Below are 16,367 nucleotides of genomic sequence, written 5' to 3' on the forward strand. Positions count from 1 at the left end.
GTTTCCAGGCATCGTAGTCCCACAAGTTGAAAAACAACTCAGCGATCACAGGTTCAACAGATGCAAATATATCTAAATAAGCTCACGAAAAACCCCAACCTCAGTAAAAGGTTTGGGGAACAAATATCAATATAGTTACACCTCTATCATGGCACAACTCGATATTCGTTCCAGCACTGTTCAGCTAGAGGTGGAATAATGCCTAAACCACCTGCTAGACGCAACAAAGCCACCTCTGGCGCATCTGCCGATTCAGCTTCAGCAGCTAACTCTGCAAAGGAGGATATCTCCCAGCAAGAAGACCCAGGTTCAGCAACAATTGATGTTACTGCTGTCGAAGTTCCAGAGTTGACAGAGGAAGAACAGCGCGATCGCCTTCACCTAGAGCGGCGTGTGGAAAGAGCATTTTTTGAGGCGGGAAAGGCACTGGCAGAATTGCGCGATCGCAGATTGTACCGCTCGACCCACAAAACGTTTGAGGAATATTGCCGTTCTCGGTTTGCGTATACTCACCGCCATGTAAATTATTTAATAGCTGCTTCAAATGTAGTTGACAACATAATAATGGGAACCAATGGTTCCCAAAATGAGATACCGGATGAAATGGGAACCATTGGTTCCCAAAACGAGATATCGGATGAAATGGGAACCAATGGTTCCCAAATTTTGCCTACAACCGAACGCCAAGTTCGACCACTGACTAAGCTAGAACCATCGCAACAGCAAGAAGTATGGCGGCAAGCGGTGGAGCAGGCAGGGGGAAAAGTGCCGCCAGCCAGAATTGTCAAAGATGTGGTGCAGCGCATCATGGAAAGGACAAAAGTACCAAACACATACCAAATTGGCGAAGTCTGCCAAATCCTTGTTAAAGACAATCCCGAACTGAGGGGCAAAGGTGGCTGCTGGGGTATAGTTAACCATGTGGGCGAATTCAGTTGCACTGTCAAAACCTGGGATGGGGAATATACGGTTGGATTGCAACATCTGAAGTCCTTCAGCTACTTACCTGCCGAGTGTGAGCAGATGCAGGTAATTTGCGATCGCATCAATCGGGTGTATTCGAGTGGACTGGAGGAGTCGGTGCAGAAGTTTTTGGAGATGCTGGGAAAGCTTAACCGTGCTTATTTGACAGTTTTGGAAGAGAAGCTTTTGGGTGTGTTGGAGTTCGAATATAGGGATGAAAAAATTACCTGAGTGTTTTTGTTAGTTTAGTTAACGTAACTGGGAACTATACATGATGTAAGTTGTTAATTGGTATTTGTAATTAGTAGTTTTATCATGTAAAAATTAACTAATTTAAATATCTAAAGCATCAAACATAAAACTAGTACTTAAATAAAGTTAGTTTTAAAATTAATAACTTTAGTTATGTATCCTCTTTCAAAGGTTTAATAATGAATGAGCAAGCAAATCAATCAACTAAAAATACAGTTCGTTGTGGGCATTGTGGTAATAAAACATTAATGCAAATTATTGCTGAGGGCAAATATTCTAAAACTCTAGTATGTGATCCAGTTAATGCTTATGAAGCCTGGAGAGATTATCATACCAAGAACTTGTTATGTCCTAACTGTGATAAACTAAATGTTATTGGATTTACCTCTGATTGGGATATATATTCAATTCAAGAGCTGAATTATCATGATGATCAAACTGATTTATTAGATACAAGAATTGTATATCTATACCCTTCTATAAAAGAGTTTGCTGACCAATCTCCCAAAGCTCAAGATATTAGATACACATATAGAGAAGCTAGTACCTGTTTTCAAGCTGAACTTTATACTTCAAGTGTAGTAATGTGTAGAAAAACAATGGAAATGCTATGTTTATATTTTGATATCAAGCAACCATATACACTGGATGGAAAACTTTCCGAAATGCGAAATCAAGGAATTATTGATAATAAATTATACGAGTGGGCTAATATTTTAAAGTATTTTGGGAATGAAGCAGTACATAGCTCTACAAAATTTTCCAAAGAAGATACTCAGGATATTCTTGATTTTACATACGCATTAGTTGAATACTGTATTGACTTTGATTATAAATTTTCAGAATTACTTCAAAGGCGAGATAAAGCGAAACCCACCCAAAATAAAGAGACGAATCTTTTAGGAGAAGCAACAATAAATGCTCTTACAGAAGCCTTGAATGCAAAGGAAGCATCGGTACGTTACTATGCAGCTATCATACTAGCACAAAAAAATCTCGAATTTGAGCAAGTTATACCAGTCTTGTTGAGTTTGACAGACAAGACTAAATTTAGTTCTAATGCAATTAATTGTTTGAAATCTATTGGTTTAAAAGCTATCCCAGAACTAATTAATGCGATAGAAACACCAAATATTAACTCTAATATTCGTTCTGCTGCTGCCGCTATACTAGGGGATATAGGAGCGAATAATCCTGATGTAATGATATCTCTCGTTAAAGCATTGAAAGATAAAAATGATGATGTCCAGTATAAAGCTGCAATAGCTCTTGAAAAACTTGGTTTTACGGCTGTTAGTACATTTGCTAAAATGCATAATATCTAAACCAAATTTATTGTTGGCTTAGACAATGCTTCTTTACATTAATTTTTATTCGGTTGCATCATTGGGATGTAATTGAAAGCTTTAGCTCGAATTTCAGGAAACCGCAAAGTTGAGACAGTTGCTCTCAAAGAAGTTCAGCCACTAACAGGATACATCCGTGGGAGTGTAACAGCTTTAGCTAGCAAAAAAGACTATCCCGTTTATCTTGATGAAACGGCAACCCTATTCGAGCAGATTACTGTTTCTGGTGGAATGCGAGGTATGCTGCTTCTGCTATCCCCAGATGATTATTTACGTGCCGTCAGTGGCACTCTAGGGGCAATTGTACAGTAAACCAGTTCTCACCAAGCATACTTAAGTACAAGTTGCGTTTATTACATAGAGATATTGAAGTTACAGTAAATAAATAACAGTATATTAGCGGGTTACAACCCAGTACTAGGCTAACTAGGATATAGCAAATTACACATTATTTGCTACTCAAGTAGTGGGTTTTGAGCTAATGACGATCAAAAAGCCTTTGGTAATCGAACAACCAAAACTGGGACAGCTTATCCATGAACTTCGCACTGTAGTTGGTTTAACCCAAGAACAGTTTGCAACACATTTGGGTGTTACTTATTCCACAGTTAATCGTTGGGAAAATAAACGCTCTAAGTTATCACCGATGGCTATGCAGAGGATTGAAAAACTTCTGCAAGAGATGGGTGAACAAGGACAGAAACTGTTAGCGAAATATCAATCAAATTAGTTCTAAGTAACAAGTAAGCAGATTTGTTTAGGTAAGTAGTATTGCTTGCTTAATTTTGATATGGCGATACTTGCAATGGGTTGTTTGGTTTCGTAATTAGGGGATTTGCAGATTTAACCTACCAATCCAAGATTCATTAAGGTCGATACACCGCAAGGGTTTTAAATAAACAAATTTTGAGTTAATGGAACATTGAAATGGCGCAGCGATTACTACAACTTGATGATGTCAGGCATATAGATAGCCCACAGAAAGTAGCATCTTTATTTCAGAAAATTGGCTACAATGCTTCTGCTCAACAATTAGCTATTGATGACTTAGAGCTACCTACGCGGAGTGCAGAAGCTATTTGGAACGCATACATGATTGCCGATCATCAGCATGGTAATGAGTCGCTGCAAGTTTTGCTGTTTCAGCTTCAAGAAAACGAGTGGCTCTCGAATAGTACCGCCAGCAACAGAATGCGATCGCTGGCTCAAAGTCTTTGTAGACGACCCTCTAATTTTCTCCTGTTGGGTACAAAAAACTATGACCAATTGATGTTGGTCAATCCCCGCAAAACCTTTGATGCTGACCTGAATTTAAAAGTCAGCATCCGCAAGTTATTAATTGACAGGGCTAATCCTACCAACTACGACCGTGACCGCCTAGATGCGATCGCGGCTCGAAATCTTTCTCCGCAAGAACTGTATAAAGTGCAGTGTGAGGCTTTTGATGTAGAGAAGCTGACTAAAGAGTTCTACCGAGGTTATCGAGAAATATTTGAGGAATTGCAACGGGTTATTAAAGACAAAAATCCCCATTCCTACTTCACTGATCCCAATCGGCTGCATCAGTTCTCTCAACGCCTTTTGGGACGAGTTATGTTCCTCTACTTTTTACAGAAAAAGGAGTTTTTGGCAGGCGATCGCAATTTTTTGAAAAACCAGTACAACAAACTACGGTCAGACCTAGAAAACACAGATTTCTATAATCAGGTGCTAGAGCCGTTGTTTTTTGAAATGCTCAACAAACAGCGCCCAAATATGGATTCCCCTTGGGGTAAGATTCCTTATCTCAATGGCGGACTGTTTGACCGAGATTATGGGACAGATGTAATTGATACCGCAGGTGTAGAGACACCCCCACACATTGAATTACCTAACTCTGTTTTTGACCCCAGTGGCGATAAAGGTATTCTCAGGTTCTTTAACAGCTATAACTTCACCGTCTCAGAAAACGTCCAGGGTGATGAAGATGTGGCCGTTGACCCTGAGATGCTGGGTAAAGTATTTGAGAATATGTTGGCATCTGAGGAACGGGGGCAAAGTGGTACTTTCTATACGCCTAGAGGTATCGTCCAGTTCATGTGTGTGGAATCTTTGAGCCGTTACTTGGCAGATTCGACAAGTATGGACTTGGAAGCAGTCAAAAAACTTACAGAATATGACTCTGAACTACCTGGACAGGATATTAATCAACTGTTGACCAAAGAGCAAGCCAAAAAGTTAAAGCAAGCTCTAAACTCTGTGAGAATTTGTGACCCTGCTGTGGGTTCTGGTGCATTCCCAATGGGGATGATGCAAGTAATTTTGTCAGTCAAACAAGCGATCGCTCATCGAACAGATGGTAGACCCGTACAACGAGGTAGTCTCACTATCAGTCAATGGAAGCGGGACATTATTGCTAATAATCTCTATGGTGTAGACATTAAGCCGGAAGCTGTGGAAATTGCCAAGCTGCGGATGTGGTTGTCATTGGTGGTGGATATTCCTGATATTGATGATGTGGAACCACTGCCTAACCTTGATTACAAATTGATGTGTGGTGATTCACTAATTTCTACTATTCAAGGTGAGCAGTTAATTCCTGACCCCACCAAAGACCAACAGACAATGCTGAATGTCACCCCTATACAATCAGCTATTCAACCTTTAATAGACTTGCAACACCAGTACTTTGAGTCTCATGCCCAGGAGCGCAAGATTCTTAGAGGAAAAATTTTAGAGGCTGAAAAGAATGTGTTTCGGGTGGCGATTGCTGACCGTCATTCCTTTGGGTTAGGGAAGCAGAAAGAATTAGAAAACAAAATTAAGCTGATGAAGGGTAAAGTCAGCAAGGCTCAGGAAAAGGAACGTCAACAAATTGCTGATAAGTTGGCTGAGTTGGGTAAGTTTGCGGCTGAGGTGGAAAAGGGGATGCGATCGCTTAACTTCTTTCAGTGGCATCTGCACTTTAATGAGGTGTTTCAGCAGCAGGGCGGGTTTGATATTGTGATTGGGAACCCGCCGTATGTGAGACAAGAGCAGATTAAAGAACTAAAACCAGCCCTGCAAGCAGAATATGAGTGTTACACCGGCGTGTCTGATCTCTTTATTTACTTCTATGAGCGTGGGTTTAGGTTGCTCAAGTCTGGTGGTAATTTGTCTTATATCACCTCTAACAAATACTTGCGTGCAGGGTATGGTGAAAAACTGCGTCAATTCTTGGGGGAAAAGTCACAAGTACAGGTTTTGATTGATTTTGGTGATGCACCAGTATTTGAAGCGATCGCATACCCTAGCATTATTTTGGTTAGTAAGATTAAGCCAAACAATCATCAAACTCGTGTGTTGAATTGGGAAGTTGGAAAGTCTGTTGATGAGTTTAACTTGGTGTATAAAAATCAAAGTTTTTATATGCCTCAGAAGGAATTAGGGGCTGATGGGTGGCGATTAGAATCTCCTGCGGTGTTGCAGTTAATGGACAAATTGAGAGGTGCGGGTACTCCGTTGGAGGCGTATGTAAATGATAAAATATTTATGGGTATAAAAACAGGTTTTAATGAAGCGTTTGTTGTTGACAGAGAAACACGAGATAGGCTGATAGCTGAAGACAAATTATCAGCTGAGGCGTTAAAACCATTTTTGAGGGGAAGAGATATTAAAAAATGGAATATAGAATTTTCTGATTTATATATAATTTTTGCTAATCGCAACTTTCCCATAGAAAAATATCCTTCTTTAAAAAAACATTTAAATAAATATAAAGAATTTTTAGAAAATAGAGCAACTATTAATACACATCCTTGGTATGAATTACAGCAACCTCAAGAAGGAATATTTCATTATTTTGAAACAAATAAAATAGTATATCAAGAAATTGCTACTTATCAAGCTTTTGCATGGGATGAATCTGGATGCTATTCAAATAACAAAGTTTATTTTATAGCTAATGCTACTTTATATTTATTAGCAATTTTAAATTCAAAAACTAATTGGTTTTTTCTAAAAAATATAACATCCAAACTACAGGGAGGTGCTTATGCCATGCAAACTATGTACGTCTCGCAAATTCCTATCCCCACCACCTCCGAAGCCGACCGTCTAGCCATAGAAGCTCTAGTGCAAAAATGCCTTGATGCCAAAGGCCAGGGTGTGCAGAAGTACGAAGCAGAGATTGATGATAGGGTAGCTCATCTGTATGCGCTGACTACTGAAGAAATGAAGATTATTAGGGGGGAGTAATTATGAATAAACATCGACTCCTCGAAATTGCAGAATATATATCAATTTTTGCTGTTCTAGCTGGTTCTACCATAGCGATTACTAGTGGAAAAACAATCTTCTATGCTACCGTACCAATGGTTTTAGCAATTCTGCTTAATTTAATTAGACGTTCTCAATTTGAGGAACAGCTACACCAGCGAGTTAATAGAAATGATAATGAAACATATCAGCAAATATTAAATGATATTCAATCTCTAACAACATTAGCAATATCCTCTCATAGAAATTATGAAGCAATTCAGCATGATATTACTGCTTTATCAGAAAAGCTAGACTCAGTACAAACTAACAGGCAAGGTAATTTAATTGACGAAAATATTTATCTGTTACAAACTCAATTTCAAAATTTACAGGAAACTTTGAATAGTTTGATTTACCGAATGTTAGCTGATGGAGTATTGAGTAGTGGCGATACGAAACCAGCAGAGAAAGGAATAGCAAATCTAATCAGTCAGTATCAGGATTATAAGGAAGAATACAAAAAAACTTAAAGTGCAATACTTCTAGAAGATTTAGAATCTGATAATTTAGAAGATGATCATTAAATGAATAATAAATATGGAATCTCAAAATATAGAAAATTGCCCTGAATGTCAAAAAGTAATAGTTAGTTTGCAGTCAGGAAAATTAGTTTGTCGTTCTTGCGGATGGACAAATATCAAAAATAAAGCACCAGTTAGTAATATTACGAATCAGAATCAAAAAAAAGAACAGCTACCCCCAAATTTAATACCCCAATTGAAGACTGAAGAAACTAATAATTCTCAACCTAAATCTAGTAGCTTATTTTCTAACCAGAGTCTTGCTTCAGCAGGAAAGTTCTTTTTTTCTGTTGGTTTATTGATAATGATAGGTGGCTTTTTTAAATTTGACACTACTGTTTGTGATAGTAGTGAATATTCATATTTATCAAAATGTACTCACAATTTAGGATTACTTAATGACAAATCTAATTTCATCAATATTGGAGGTTTTTTATTTTTAGGCGGCTGTGTATTAATTATTTCCAACAAATAAAATATAAAATTATGCCCCTCCCAGACTACATCGACAACTCCCGCCACAAACTGCAAACCATCCTCCAAACTCTAATTGAGGACGAACACCAAATTGTCCTCGATATCGCCACCGGCTTTTTCCGCATCGAGGCATGGGTACGCCTAGAAGCTGCTATGAACCAACTAACAAGTCTGCGGTTACTTATTGGACGTGACCCCACCATTAGACCAGCAGAGAGCGATCGCATTGACTTAATCCGTTACTTTAAGAAAAACATTCAAGAGGAGTTAGAAAACCAACCGCTAAATTCTAAATACCAGAATGAGATAGAGCGCATGATTGCCTATCTGCAAAGGCATGACGTTGAGGTGAGACTGTTTGGAGCGCATGGAGATAAAAATCAGTTTCTTCATGCCAAAGCCTATATCTTCAATAATTACAGCATCGTCGGGTCTTCCAACTTCACTCCGGCCGGCTTAGAAGGGAATACCGAGTTAAACGTTGTCAACAAAATTGGTGCGATCGCTCACGACCTCAGACATAACTGGTTTGCAGGATTTTGGAATGACCCTAGTGTTGATGTTGATTACAAAACCAAGCTAATTGATGCCCTCAACGCCTCCAAATTTGGCAGTAAAGCTTACACCCCCTACCAAATATTCCTCAAGGCACTATACGAACTATTTAAGGAAGATACCATCATTGGCGAGAGCGATCGCACTTCATTAGAATTAGCCATTTTTCAACAAGAGGGGTTTGAAAGAGCAGTTAGACTCATCGAAAGACATGATGGCTGTGTTATTGCTGATGCTGTGGGTTTGGGTAAAACCTTTATTGGATTGCGGCTGCTGGACTATTACCTAATTAAACTGAGGAAACCGAGATTTGTGCCTCGTGCCTTGGTGGTTTGTCCGGCGCAACTCAAAAAATTAGTGTGGGACAAAAAACTAGATGAATTTGGCATTAAAGCTGATGTTATCTCACATGAAGAAATCAGCCGTCAAAGCTTTAATGTTCAAGATTACGCCCGTTATGACATCGTGGTGGTGGATGAATCCCATAATTTCCGCAACAGTGCCACCAATCGCTACCGCAATTTATTAAAACTAGTTAGCAGTGGTAAGCGCAATAAACGGGTGGTGTTACTAACCGCTACCCCTATTAATAACAGCATCTTTGACCTTTATCATCAAATACTACTAATTACCCGGGGTGGTGAAACTTATTATCGAGAATGGGGTATTTCTAACCTCAAGACTTATTTTAAAGCCTTAGCTAAAGGTGGCGTAGAAATTACAGAACTCCTCATGCAAACAATGGTGAGACGCAGCCGCCAAGACGTGATTAGAAGGCAACAAGCAGGTGAAGAAATTCGCATTAATAGTAAACTCATTCACTTTCCTAAACGCCAGTTAGAACAGTTTACCTATAACTTTGAAGATAGCTTTGCTGGACTGTATACCGGGATAGCCGCTCAAATTGACAAGCTTAACTTACCTGCTTATAACATTAAGGCTTTTAAAAAGCGCAAGGATAAAGGGGAAGAAAATGAAGTCAAGCGTAATGATGCCCTAGTTGCCCTCCAAAAAGCCCTTTATTTTAAACGATTTGAAAGTTCGCTACTTGCTTTTAAAAATAGTATTCGCAATCAGAGAGACTTTCAGACTAATTTTTATGAAATTCTCACTCAACAAGGAAAACTGTTAGATAGTAAAAACTTTCGCAAGTTAGTATTAGCTGCTGAAGATGAAGAAGAAGGTAACTCAGTTAATGCCATTATTGAGTCACTAAGTGAAGTTGACTCTAAAGACTATGACCTAAATCAACTCAAACAGCAGATTGAAGCTGACTTGAGAATTTTAAATAACATTATTATCACTTTAGAAAAAATTGAATCCTCAGCCGCAGCTAACACAGACTATGACCGCAAATTAGCAGCATTCAAAGACCTACTCAAAACCAAACTGCAAGGTAAAAAGATTTTAGTATTTAGCTACTTCAAAGATACGGCTGAGTATTTATATAAACAATTAATTACAGATAAAGCTTGGTTATCCCAAATGACGGTTAACACTAAAGCGCCTGTGATTGAGTTATTGACTGGTGCAACCCCCGGTAAACAACGGGAAGAGAAAGTTAAGCGGTTTGCACCTAAAGCTAATGTCCAAAGTGATAGTGATGAGGAATTAGCTCTACTGCAACAAAACCCAATTGATATTCTTGTGTGTACAGATGTACTATCAGAAGGTCAAAACCTGCAAGATGCTGGGGTGTTAGTTAACTATGACTTGCACTGGAACCCAGTCCGCATGATTCAAAGGGCAGGACGCATTGACCGACTGGGAACAGATTATGATGAACTGTTTATATACAATTGCTTTCCAGAACAGGGACTAGAGACGCTATTAGGGTTAGTTAGAAGATTACAAGAGCGCATTGCCACCATTGACCGTGAGGTAGGGCTAGACGGTAGTGTACTAGGTGAAACTATTTCTGGTAAATCATTAGACGAACTGTACAAACTCAAGATGGCTGACACCGATGCAGAAAAACAAGCCATTTTAGAGGAACTAGAACAAGCATCTGATTTGGTATCCCTAGATGAGATGAGATTACCGTTACTCGAATTTTTACAACAAGCTAGTAAGGAATTAATTGATGATATCCCCTTTGGGATTCATAGTACCTGGAATAAACCCATACCCCACCCTAACGTTCCTAATGGGGGCATATTCTTTGCTTTTCGCGTACAAGATAAGCACTTTTGGCATTTTTACCCACGCATTGATAATGCTATCTCCCTAGACCCTAATAGATTAATTAGCGACAAACGCACCATTTTTAATTGGCTTAAATGCCAATCTTCAGATTTTCCCAAACCCGATGAATTACCACCAGTCCAGTTTGATAACCGCATTTTCTCTGTTTTAGAAAGAGTCATAGGCAATCTGTTTAACTCTTTCCAACAACAGCAAACAGCTAAAGGCATTAAACCGCAAATGCCCAAACTATTACAAAGTATTCATCATGCCCTCACCCAACCTGATTTATTTCAAAGTGAACCAATTGATGAAGAAGCTAAAGAACGGGTGTTAAAGGTAATCACTACCGTTAATTCTCGGAGTTATGAGCGAGATGTTAAAGCAATTTGGGAGTTATTCAAAGAGCATAAAAATGTCAGCTTACTTATTTCTGAGTTAGATGAATATTTTGTAGACACTGACCAATATGAGGAACTTACAGATGACCAAGACATAAGACCAGCAGAAATTATCCAGCAAAAAGATATTAAGCTTATTTGCTATGAGTGGTTTAAACCAGATACAAGCGAGGGAAAGTAGAGTATGCGATGCTTAGGTTGGCAAGGTACGCAGTCAGTTAAGTTAAATCCGTCAAATTGACTAAAACAAATTTTACAAAACAACTTATGCAACAAATTTCAGAGCAAACATTACTGCAAATTGAGCATTACTTTCATGAACTTATCAGAGAGAGAGCAAGAGATTTGATTGATAGTCAAAAATTAGAGCTTCCCAAGCTAGCACCTATTTTAAATTCTCAAGATTCTGCACATTGGTTTCCAATTCCGGGAATGTATGGTGGGTTTAGTTATTGGTTAGCAGTTCAAGACCAACAAGTTGCACTTATTACTGAAAGTTGGTGCAGAGTCGTGGGAGGCTCAGGGCAAAGGCACAAAATTACAGACCAAGGGATTGAGTTATTAGAAGAAGGGTTTGTATAGTATTTTAGGAAAAATTAAATGCCGATTGCCCCCCAAATCAAGCAAGGAAATCTACGAAACAATCACCTAATGATTATTTCAAGGCAACCCCAAGTATTACCGCCTCATAGACGGTATCTGCGGCTTTGAGCAAGTTATTGATATTCAACATTTTTTACGAGAGATTCAAACAAGTTATCAGAAGAAATATCTATATGTCTACATTTGATTCTACTAAAACAAGACTAGAGACTTTACTGAAAGATATCATCACAGGTGAAATTCAACTACCCGATTTCCAACGGGGATGGGTTTGGGATGATGAACACATTCGTTCACTGTTAGTCAGTATTGCGCGTTCTTTCCCTGTGGGAGCAATTATGCTGCTTGAAGCTGGTGGTGATGCTAAGTTTAAAGCCCGGCCTGTTGAGGGAGTAGATCCAACACAAGCAACACTTGATAAATTAAAAAAGCTTATTCTCGATGGGCAACAACGGCTGACTTCATTAACGCAAGTATTAATATTTAAGCAACCCGTTCAAACTCGTGACTCTAAGAAAAAATTAGTACAGCGTTATTACTATATTGATATTGAAACGGCCTTATTAGGGCCAGAACATTACGAAAGCGCAATTATTAGCATTGATGCAAATCGTATTCAAAAAGAGAACTTTGGCCGTGATGTCAGACTTGACCTCAGTACGCCAGAAAAGGAATATGAACACTTTTACTTTCCTTGTAATCAAATTCTAAACGCAGGTGCTTGGGAAGTAGGATTAAATAAGTATGATGCAAATCATGGCTCAAATAAATTGAGCCGCTATATGGAATTTCGTACCCAAGTTCTTGATGAATTTCGTTATTATGAGCTACCCATCATTGAACTCAATCGCAACAATAAAAAGGAAGCTGTTTGTCTTGTCTTTGAGAAAGTAAATACTGGTGGTGTTAACCTCTCGGTTTTTGAACTTTTAACTGCCGCCTATGCTGCTGATAACATCAACTTGCGGGGTGAATGGTTTGGTAATATTCAAGAAGGAATTGAAGGAATTCAACCGTACCTCAGAAAACAACGTTTATTACATGAAGTTGAACCGACAGAGTTTTTCCAGGGATTAACGCTACTGTACAGTTTGGAGAAACGCCAGCAAGACTTAAAGGCGGGTAAAACTGGTAAACAAGTAACAGGTGTAACTGCCAAGCGTGAAGCTGTTCTATCTTTGCCCCTAGATACTTTTCAAAAGTGGAAACAACCCCTTACCCAAGGTTACTGGAAAGCAGCTAAATTCTTACGACAGCAATCGTTTTTCTCAACTAGCGATTTACCTTACCGCACTCAACTTATTCCTCTTGCCGCAGTCATGGCGTTGCTTGGCGATCGCTGGCTGGAACCCAAAATTCATGAAAAAATCGCTCGTTGGTTCTGGTGCGGTATCCTTGGCGAACTGTACGGCGGGGCAGTTGAAAGCCGTATGGCTTTGGATATTCAAGAGCTTATAGACTGGATTGAAGATGCTAAGGAAGAACCTGCAACTGTTCGGGATGCTAATTTTCAACCTGCACGTTTAGAGACTTTGCGCTCCCGAACTAGTGCTGCATATAAAGGTATCAATACCTTGATTCAACGTGAAGGTTCTCAAGATTTCTTTTGGAAGTCCACTATTCGGGATTTGGATGAAAGCGATTGGGAAGAACGCAGACTCGATATTCATCACATTTTTCCTAAAAGTTGGTGTGACAAGCAGGGTATTCCCGCATCTCGCTATAACTCTATCCTCAACAAAACTCCCATATCGTTTAAAGCAAATCGCATGATTGGTGGTAAAGCTCCAAGTGAATATCTGGTTCAACTTCAAAAGCATGACAGTGTTCAGCTAGACGATGCAGGCATGAATGCGATTTTGGCAACTCATCAAATCGATGCAATAACACTACGAAAGGATGACTTTGAGGGTTTCATGGCATCGCGTCAACGGATGATACTTGCCAAAATTGAAGCTGCTATGGGCAAGCCTTTATTGGCTGTGGATGATTCAGCAAATGATGTGACAGATGAAGACGAGTAATCAAAAATTAATTAACTTACCAACATGACCTACTGGCTATTTCAAGGCAACCCCAAGTATTACCGCATCATTGATGGCATCCGCGACTTTGAGCAGATGCCGTGGCTTACAACCCGCTATGCAAAAGACATGGTTACTGGTGATGGAGTACTGATTTGGAAGTCTGGCGATAAGGCGGGAATCTATGCAATTGCAGAGATCATTGAACCTCCCAAAATTATTGTAAACCCACCTGATATTGGCTATTGGATAGATACCAGCCGCATTGGTGTTAAACCTTGTGCAAAGATTCGATTTACCAGCAAGTTGTTAGAAAAGCCTTTGCTACGGGAAAACTTAAAACAAGACCCTGTGCTGAAAAATCTTTCTGTGATTCGTCAGCCCAATGCTACCAATTACAAGATTACTCAGCAGGAATGGCAGCGTGTGCATGAGTTGAAAGGGTAGCTTAAAACTTATTTAATAGACATTATCTAAGATTAGATTTTATGGGAAAAGGAGATCACATTTATGTTGAACGCTACTATGGCTTTGTTCCATATACTCATCATGGTATCGATTGCGGCGATGGAAAAGTAATTCATTACTCAGGTACAGATATTTGTAAAATTCCTTTAAAGGATTTTAGCCAGGGTCAAAAAGTTTATGTTAAGCAATATAATAATTCTGACGTTTCAGATATTGTGATTATGCGTGCAGAAAGTAGAATAGGAGAACACAATTATCATTTAGTTTTCAATAACTGTGAACATTTCGCTAATTGGTGTAAAATCGGAAAGGATGAGTCTGAACAAGTGATAAAACCTATACTTGATTTATTAGATTTTTTTAATTGGCGGCTTCAAGATCAAGAACGCCAATATTACAAAAATTTAATAGATAAACATAATGAGATACTTAGAAAAGTAAGTTATCCATTAAATAATCAACATCAAGATATTTCTAAAATCTTAAAAGATAACGCTGGCTTTAAACAAAATAGTTATCAAGTAGCTTATCAAGAACAGAGCGATTTTTTGCAACTAGAGGAAAACTCTCTTGTTACTGATAAATTTGATTATACAATACTTCAAAATTTGCTTGAAAATGGCTTTTGGCAAGAAGCTGATGAACTAACTTTCTATGCAATGCTTAAAGTGGTTAATAGAGAAAACGATAGATATTTTAGACCAGTAGATATTTCTAATTTTCCTTATAAAGACTTATTGATTATTGATAAACTCTGGCTAACCTTCAGTCAAGAACTATTTGGTTTTAGTGTACAAAAAGCTATATATCAAAGTCTAGGCGGAACACAAAATTATGAGTATGATCTTTGGGAAAAATTTAGTAGCAAAGTAGGCTGGCGTAAAAGTAATATTCCAATATTATATGAGCATCTCTGTTTTAATACAAATGCTCCAAGAGGGCATCTTCCACATGGAAAAAGGATTGGTCCTGAAATAATAGGATTTCTTGCCATGATTTAGCCCATGTTTACTTTTGCGTGTTCAAAATTTTTTTCAAGTCAATAAGAATGTGTTTAGACTGTTATTGATAGTGTACTTAGACTGAAAGCTTACTTACCTTACTTGTACTTACATTAAGGTTTTCAACTTATATCATATTCAAATTTCTTCCTTTTATTTGAGCAAATATTAAGTTAGTTGCACTCTTTGAGTAGAGGTTTTTGTCTAAAGGTGGCGATAGCGACATTACATTATTTATATTTATGCTGTTTGCTAGATTAAGGTTTCTTTTAACTTTTACGTTGCGTTTCAATAAAAGACTCCGTAAATTCCTCAAGTGTGCATTGGTAAAGATGGATCAACTGCAATATTTCATTAGGGCTAACTAAGGTTGGGGGTATATGTTTCAGCTTCCCAAAATCTAATAGTGGAAACAAATTTACCTAACTCTATTGCTACCCGTTCCCTCGGCAAACCAACCTTTTTGCGTGATTCTCTCAAATCTATAAAAATCAATAGCTTCAATTATCATCAGCATCAGTACCCTTGGTTGTGTCTCCTCCTCTAGTTTCGCCAATCAACTGAACGTCTGGAGAAATAAAGCCTCGCTCTTTGCCTAACCGAAAAAAGTGAGTTTCAATGTATCTATTGACACTTGTGTTTTCCTCTCTGGCTAATTTACTCAGAGTTTCTACCACTAACTCGTCAATTCGGAAGGAAACAGGCTTTCTTTTTCTGGACATAAACAAGAGCAAGACTTGCATGGACACCTCCTTATATTACATTTGCTGTGCTTTTCATTTCGTTCTACAACTAAAAGTACTGCAAAAATATAGCATAATGCAATGCTTTTGCTATACAAAAATCTGATGGTGAGCAAGCAAAAAGCAGAGTAAATCTGATAGCAAAAGTATTGCAAAAGCATTGCAATTGATCTATATTTATTACAAGGGCAAAGGAAAGCGAACTGCCTGCACCCAAACGCAAAAAGGGTTCGCAAGTCTAACCAGTTACAGATTTGCTCAACATAAAACATAGATTTGAGAAACAAGAACCTCCCGTCGTATAGCACAAGGTACGCCAGGTAAAGTCGGCTGGGGGAGATACTCAAAATCACTCAATAAATTCACTCATGCTGCAATTAGAGCAACCGCTCAATACCTTCTCTAGAGCCTTGTGCTGTGAATTCTTGCTAGAAAATAACTGAAATTCAGAAATATGAGGCTACGCCGAATCTTTTTGAGAGCGTTGCGGTAAACCACAACGTTGTTTACGCAAAACAAAAGGCGATCGCAGACTTTGCACGGTGAGCGAT

General features: G+C 38.5%; 13 protein-coding genes. 12 read left to right on the plus strand and 1 reads right to left on the minus strand.

Annotation, left to right across the window (positions count from 1 at the left end; translation table 11 throughout):
• Window positions 1-198 precede the first annotated feature (198 nt).
• From VB732_RS29515 to VB732_RS29570, 12 genes are all read left to right on the plus strand, one after another.
• Window positions 199-1,194 (plus strand): hypothetical protein, encoded by a 996-nt coding sequence (locus VB732_RS29515; RefSeq protein ID WP_323234424.1) that lies wholly within the window; start codon window positions 199-201, stop codon window positions 1,192-1,194.
• A 200-nt stretch (window positions 1,195-1,394) separates the two neighbouring features.
• Window positions 1,395-2,540 carry a DUF4145 domain-containing protein gene (locus tag VB732_RS29520; RefSeq protein WP_323234425.1) on the plus strand — a complete coding sequence of 382 codons (1,146 nt, stop codon included), beginning with the start codon at window positions 1,395-1,397 and terminating at the stop codon, window positions 2,538-2,540.
• 72 nt (window positions 2,541-2,612) lie between these two features.
• Window positions 2,613-2,873: a YbaK/EbsC family protein gene (locus VB732_RS29525; RefSeq protein WP_323234426.1), complete on the plus strand. Its 261-nt coding sequence runs from the start codon at window positions 2,613-2,615 to the stop codon at window positions 2,871-2,873.
• Between the two features lie 169 nt (window positions 2,874-3,042).
• Complete coding sequence (locus tag VB732_RS29530) at window positions 3,043-3,291, plus strand: helix-turn-helix domain-containing protein (RefSeq protein ID WP_163930815.1); 249 nt, start codon at window positions 3,043-3,045, stop codon at window positions 3,289-3,291.
• Window positions 3,292-3,488: 197 nt separating this feature from the next.
• Window positions 3,489-6,776, plus strand: coding sequence for an Eco57I restriction-modification methylase domain-containing protein (locus tag VB732_RS29535; RefSeq protein WP_323234427.1), 3,288 nt, complete (start codon window positions 3,489-3,491; stop codon window positions 6,774-6,776).
• Window positions 6,777-6,778: 2 nt separating this feature from the next.
• Entirely contained in the window at window positions 6,779-7,309 is a 531-nt protein-coding gene (locus VB732_RS29540) for a hypothetical protein (RefSeq protein WP_323234428.1), read from the plus strand.
• Window positions 7,310-7,376: 67 nt separating this feature from the next.
• Window positions 7,377-7,835, plus strand: a complete 459-nt coding sequence (locus VB732_RS29545) for a hypothetical protein (protein ID WP_323234429.1) — start codon at window positions 7,377-7,379, stop codon at window positions 7,833-7,835.
• 11 nt (window positions 7,836-7,846) lie between these two features.
• Window positions 7,847-11,158 (plus strand): helicase-related protein, encoded by a 3,312-nt coding sequence (locus VB732_RS29550; protein ID WP_323234430.1) that lies wholly within the window; start codon window positions 7,847-7,849, stop codon window positions 11,156-11,158.
• Between the two features lie 86 nt (window positions 11,159-11,244).
• A complete protein-coding gene (locus VB732_RS29555) occupies window positions 11,245-11,559 on the plus strand; it encodes a hypothetical protein (RefSeq protein ID WP_323234431.1) in 315 nt (104 codons plus the stop codon).
• 194 nt (window positions 11,560-11,753) lie between these two features.
• Complete coding sequence (locus VB732_RS29560) at window positions 11,754-13,604, plus strand: GmrSD restriction endonuclease domain-containing protein (protein WP_323234432.1); 1,851 nt, start codon at window positions 11,754-11,756, stop codon at window positions 13,602-13,604.
• Window positions 13,605-13,628: 24 nt separating this feature from the next.
• Complete coding sequence (locus tag VB732_RS29565) at window positions 13,629-14,051, plus strand: EVE domain-containing protein (protein WP_323234433.1); 423 nt, start codon at window positions 13,629-13,631, stop codon at window positions 14,049-14,051.
• A gap of 41 nt (window positions 14,052-14,092) precedes the next feature.
• Window positions 14,093-15,073 (plus strand): GUN4 domain-containing protein, encoded by a 981-nt coding sequence (locus tag VB732_RS29570; RefSeq protein ID WP_323234434.1) that lies wholly within the window; start codon window positions 14,093-14,095, stop codon window positions 15,071-15,073.
• Window positions 15,074-15,573: 500 nt separating this feature from the next.
• Here the strand turns inward: VB732_RS29570 and VB732_RS29575 are convergent, their stop codons facing one another.
• The gene (locus tag VB732_RS29575) at window positions 15,574-15,816 is read right to left on the minus strand and encodes a hypothetical protein (RefSeq protein WP_323234435.1); all 243 of its coding nucleotides are present in this window, start codon (window positions 15,814-15,816) and stop codon (window positions 15,574-15,576) included.
• Window positions 15,817-16,367: the final 551 nt, after the last annotated feature.

The sequence above is a fragment of the Nostoc sp. UHCC 0252 genome (genome assembly GCF_034931145.1).
Lineage (GTDB): Bacteria > Cyanobacteriota > Cyanobacteriia > Cyanobacteriales > Nostocaceae > Nostoc.

Excerpts from the sequence above, each read along its gene's own strand:
- VB732_RS29515 (WP_323234424.1), top strand. The coding sequence starts at position 199 with ATGCCTAAACCACCTGCTAGACGCAACAAAGCCACCTCTGGCGCATCT.
- VB732_RS29520 (WP_323234425.1), top strand. The coding sequence starts at position 1,395 with ATGAATGAGCAAGCAAATCAATCAACTAAAAATACAGTTCGTTGTGGG.
- VB732_RS29530 (WP_163930815.1), top strand. The coding sequence starts at position 3,043 with ATGACGATCAAAAAGCCTTTGGTAATCGAACAACCAAAACTGGGACAG.
- VB732_RS29535 (WP_323234427.1), top strand. The coding sequence starts at position 3,489 with ATGGCGCAGCGATTACTACAACTTGATGATGTCAGGCATATAGATAGC.
- VB732_RS29540 (WP_323234428.1), top strand. The coding sequence starts at position 6,779 with ATGAATAAACATCGACTCCTCGAAATTGCAGAATATATATCAATTTTT.
- VB732_RS29545 (WP_323234429.1), top strand. The coding sequence starts at position 7,377 with ATGGAATCTCAAAATATAGAAAATTGCCCTGAATGTCAAAAAGTAATA.
- VB732_RS29550 (WP_323234430.1), top strand. The coding sequence starts at position 7,847 with ATGCCCCTCCCAGACTACATCGACAACTCCCGCCACAAACTGCAAACC.
- VB732_RS29555 (WP_323234431.1), top strand. The coding sequence starts at position 11,245 with ATGCAACAAATTTCAGAGCAAACATTACTGCAAATTGAGCATTACTTT.
- VB732_RS29560 (WP_323234432.1), top strand. The coding sequence starts at position 11,754 with ATGTCTACATTTGATTCTACTAAAACAAGACTAGAGACTTTACTGAAA.
- VB732_RS29565 (WP_323234433.1), top strand. The coding sequence starts at position 13,629 with ATGACCTACTGGCTATTTCAAGGCAACCCCAAGTATTACCGCATCATT.
- VB732_RS29570 (WP_323234434.1), top strand. The coding sequence starts at position 14,093 with ATGGGAAAAGGAGATCACATTTATGTTGAACGCTACTATGGCTTTGTT.
- VB732_RS29575 (WP_323234435.1), bottom strand. The coding sequence starts at position 15,816 with ATGCAAGTCTTGCTCTTGTTTATGTCCAGAAAAAGAAAGCCTGTTTCC.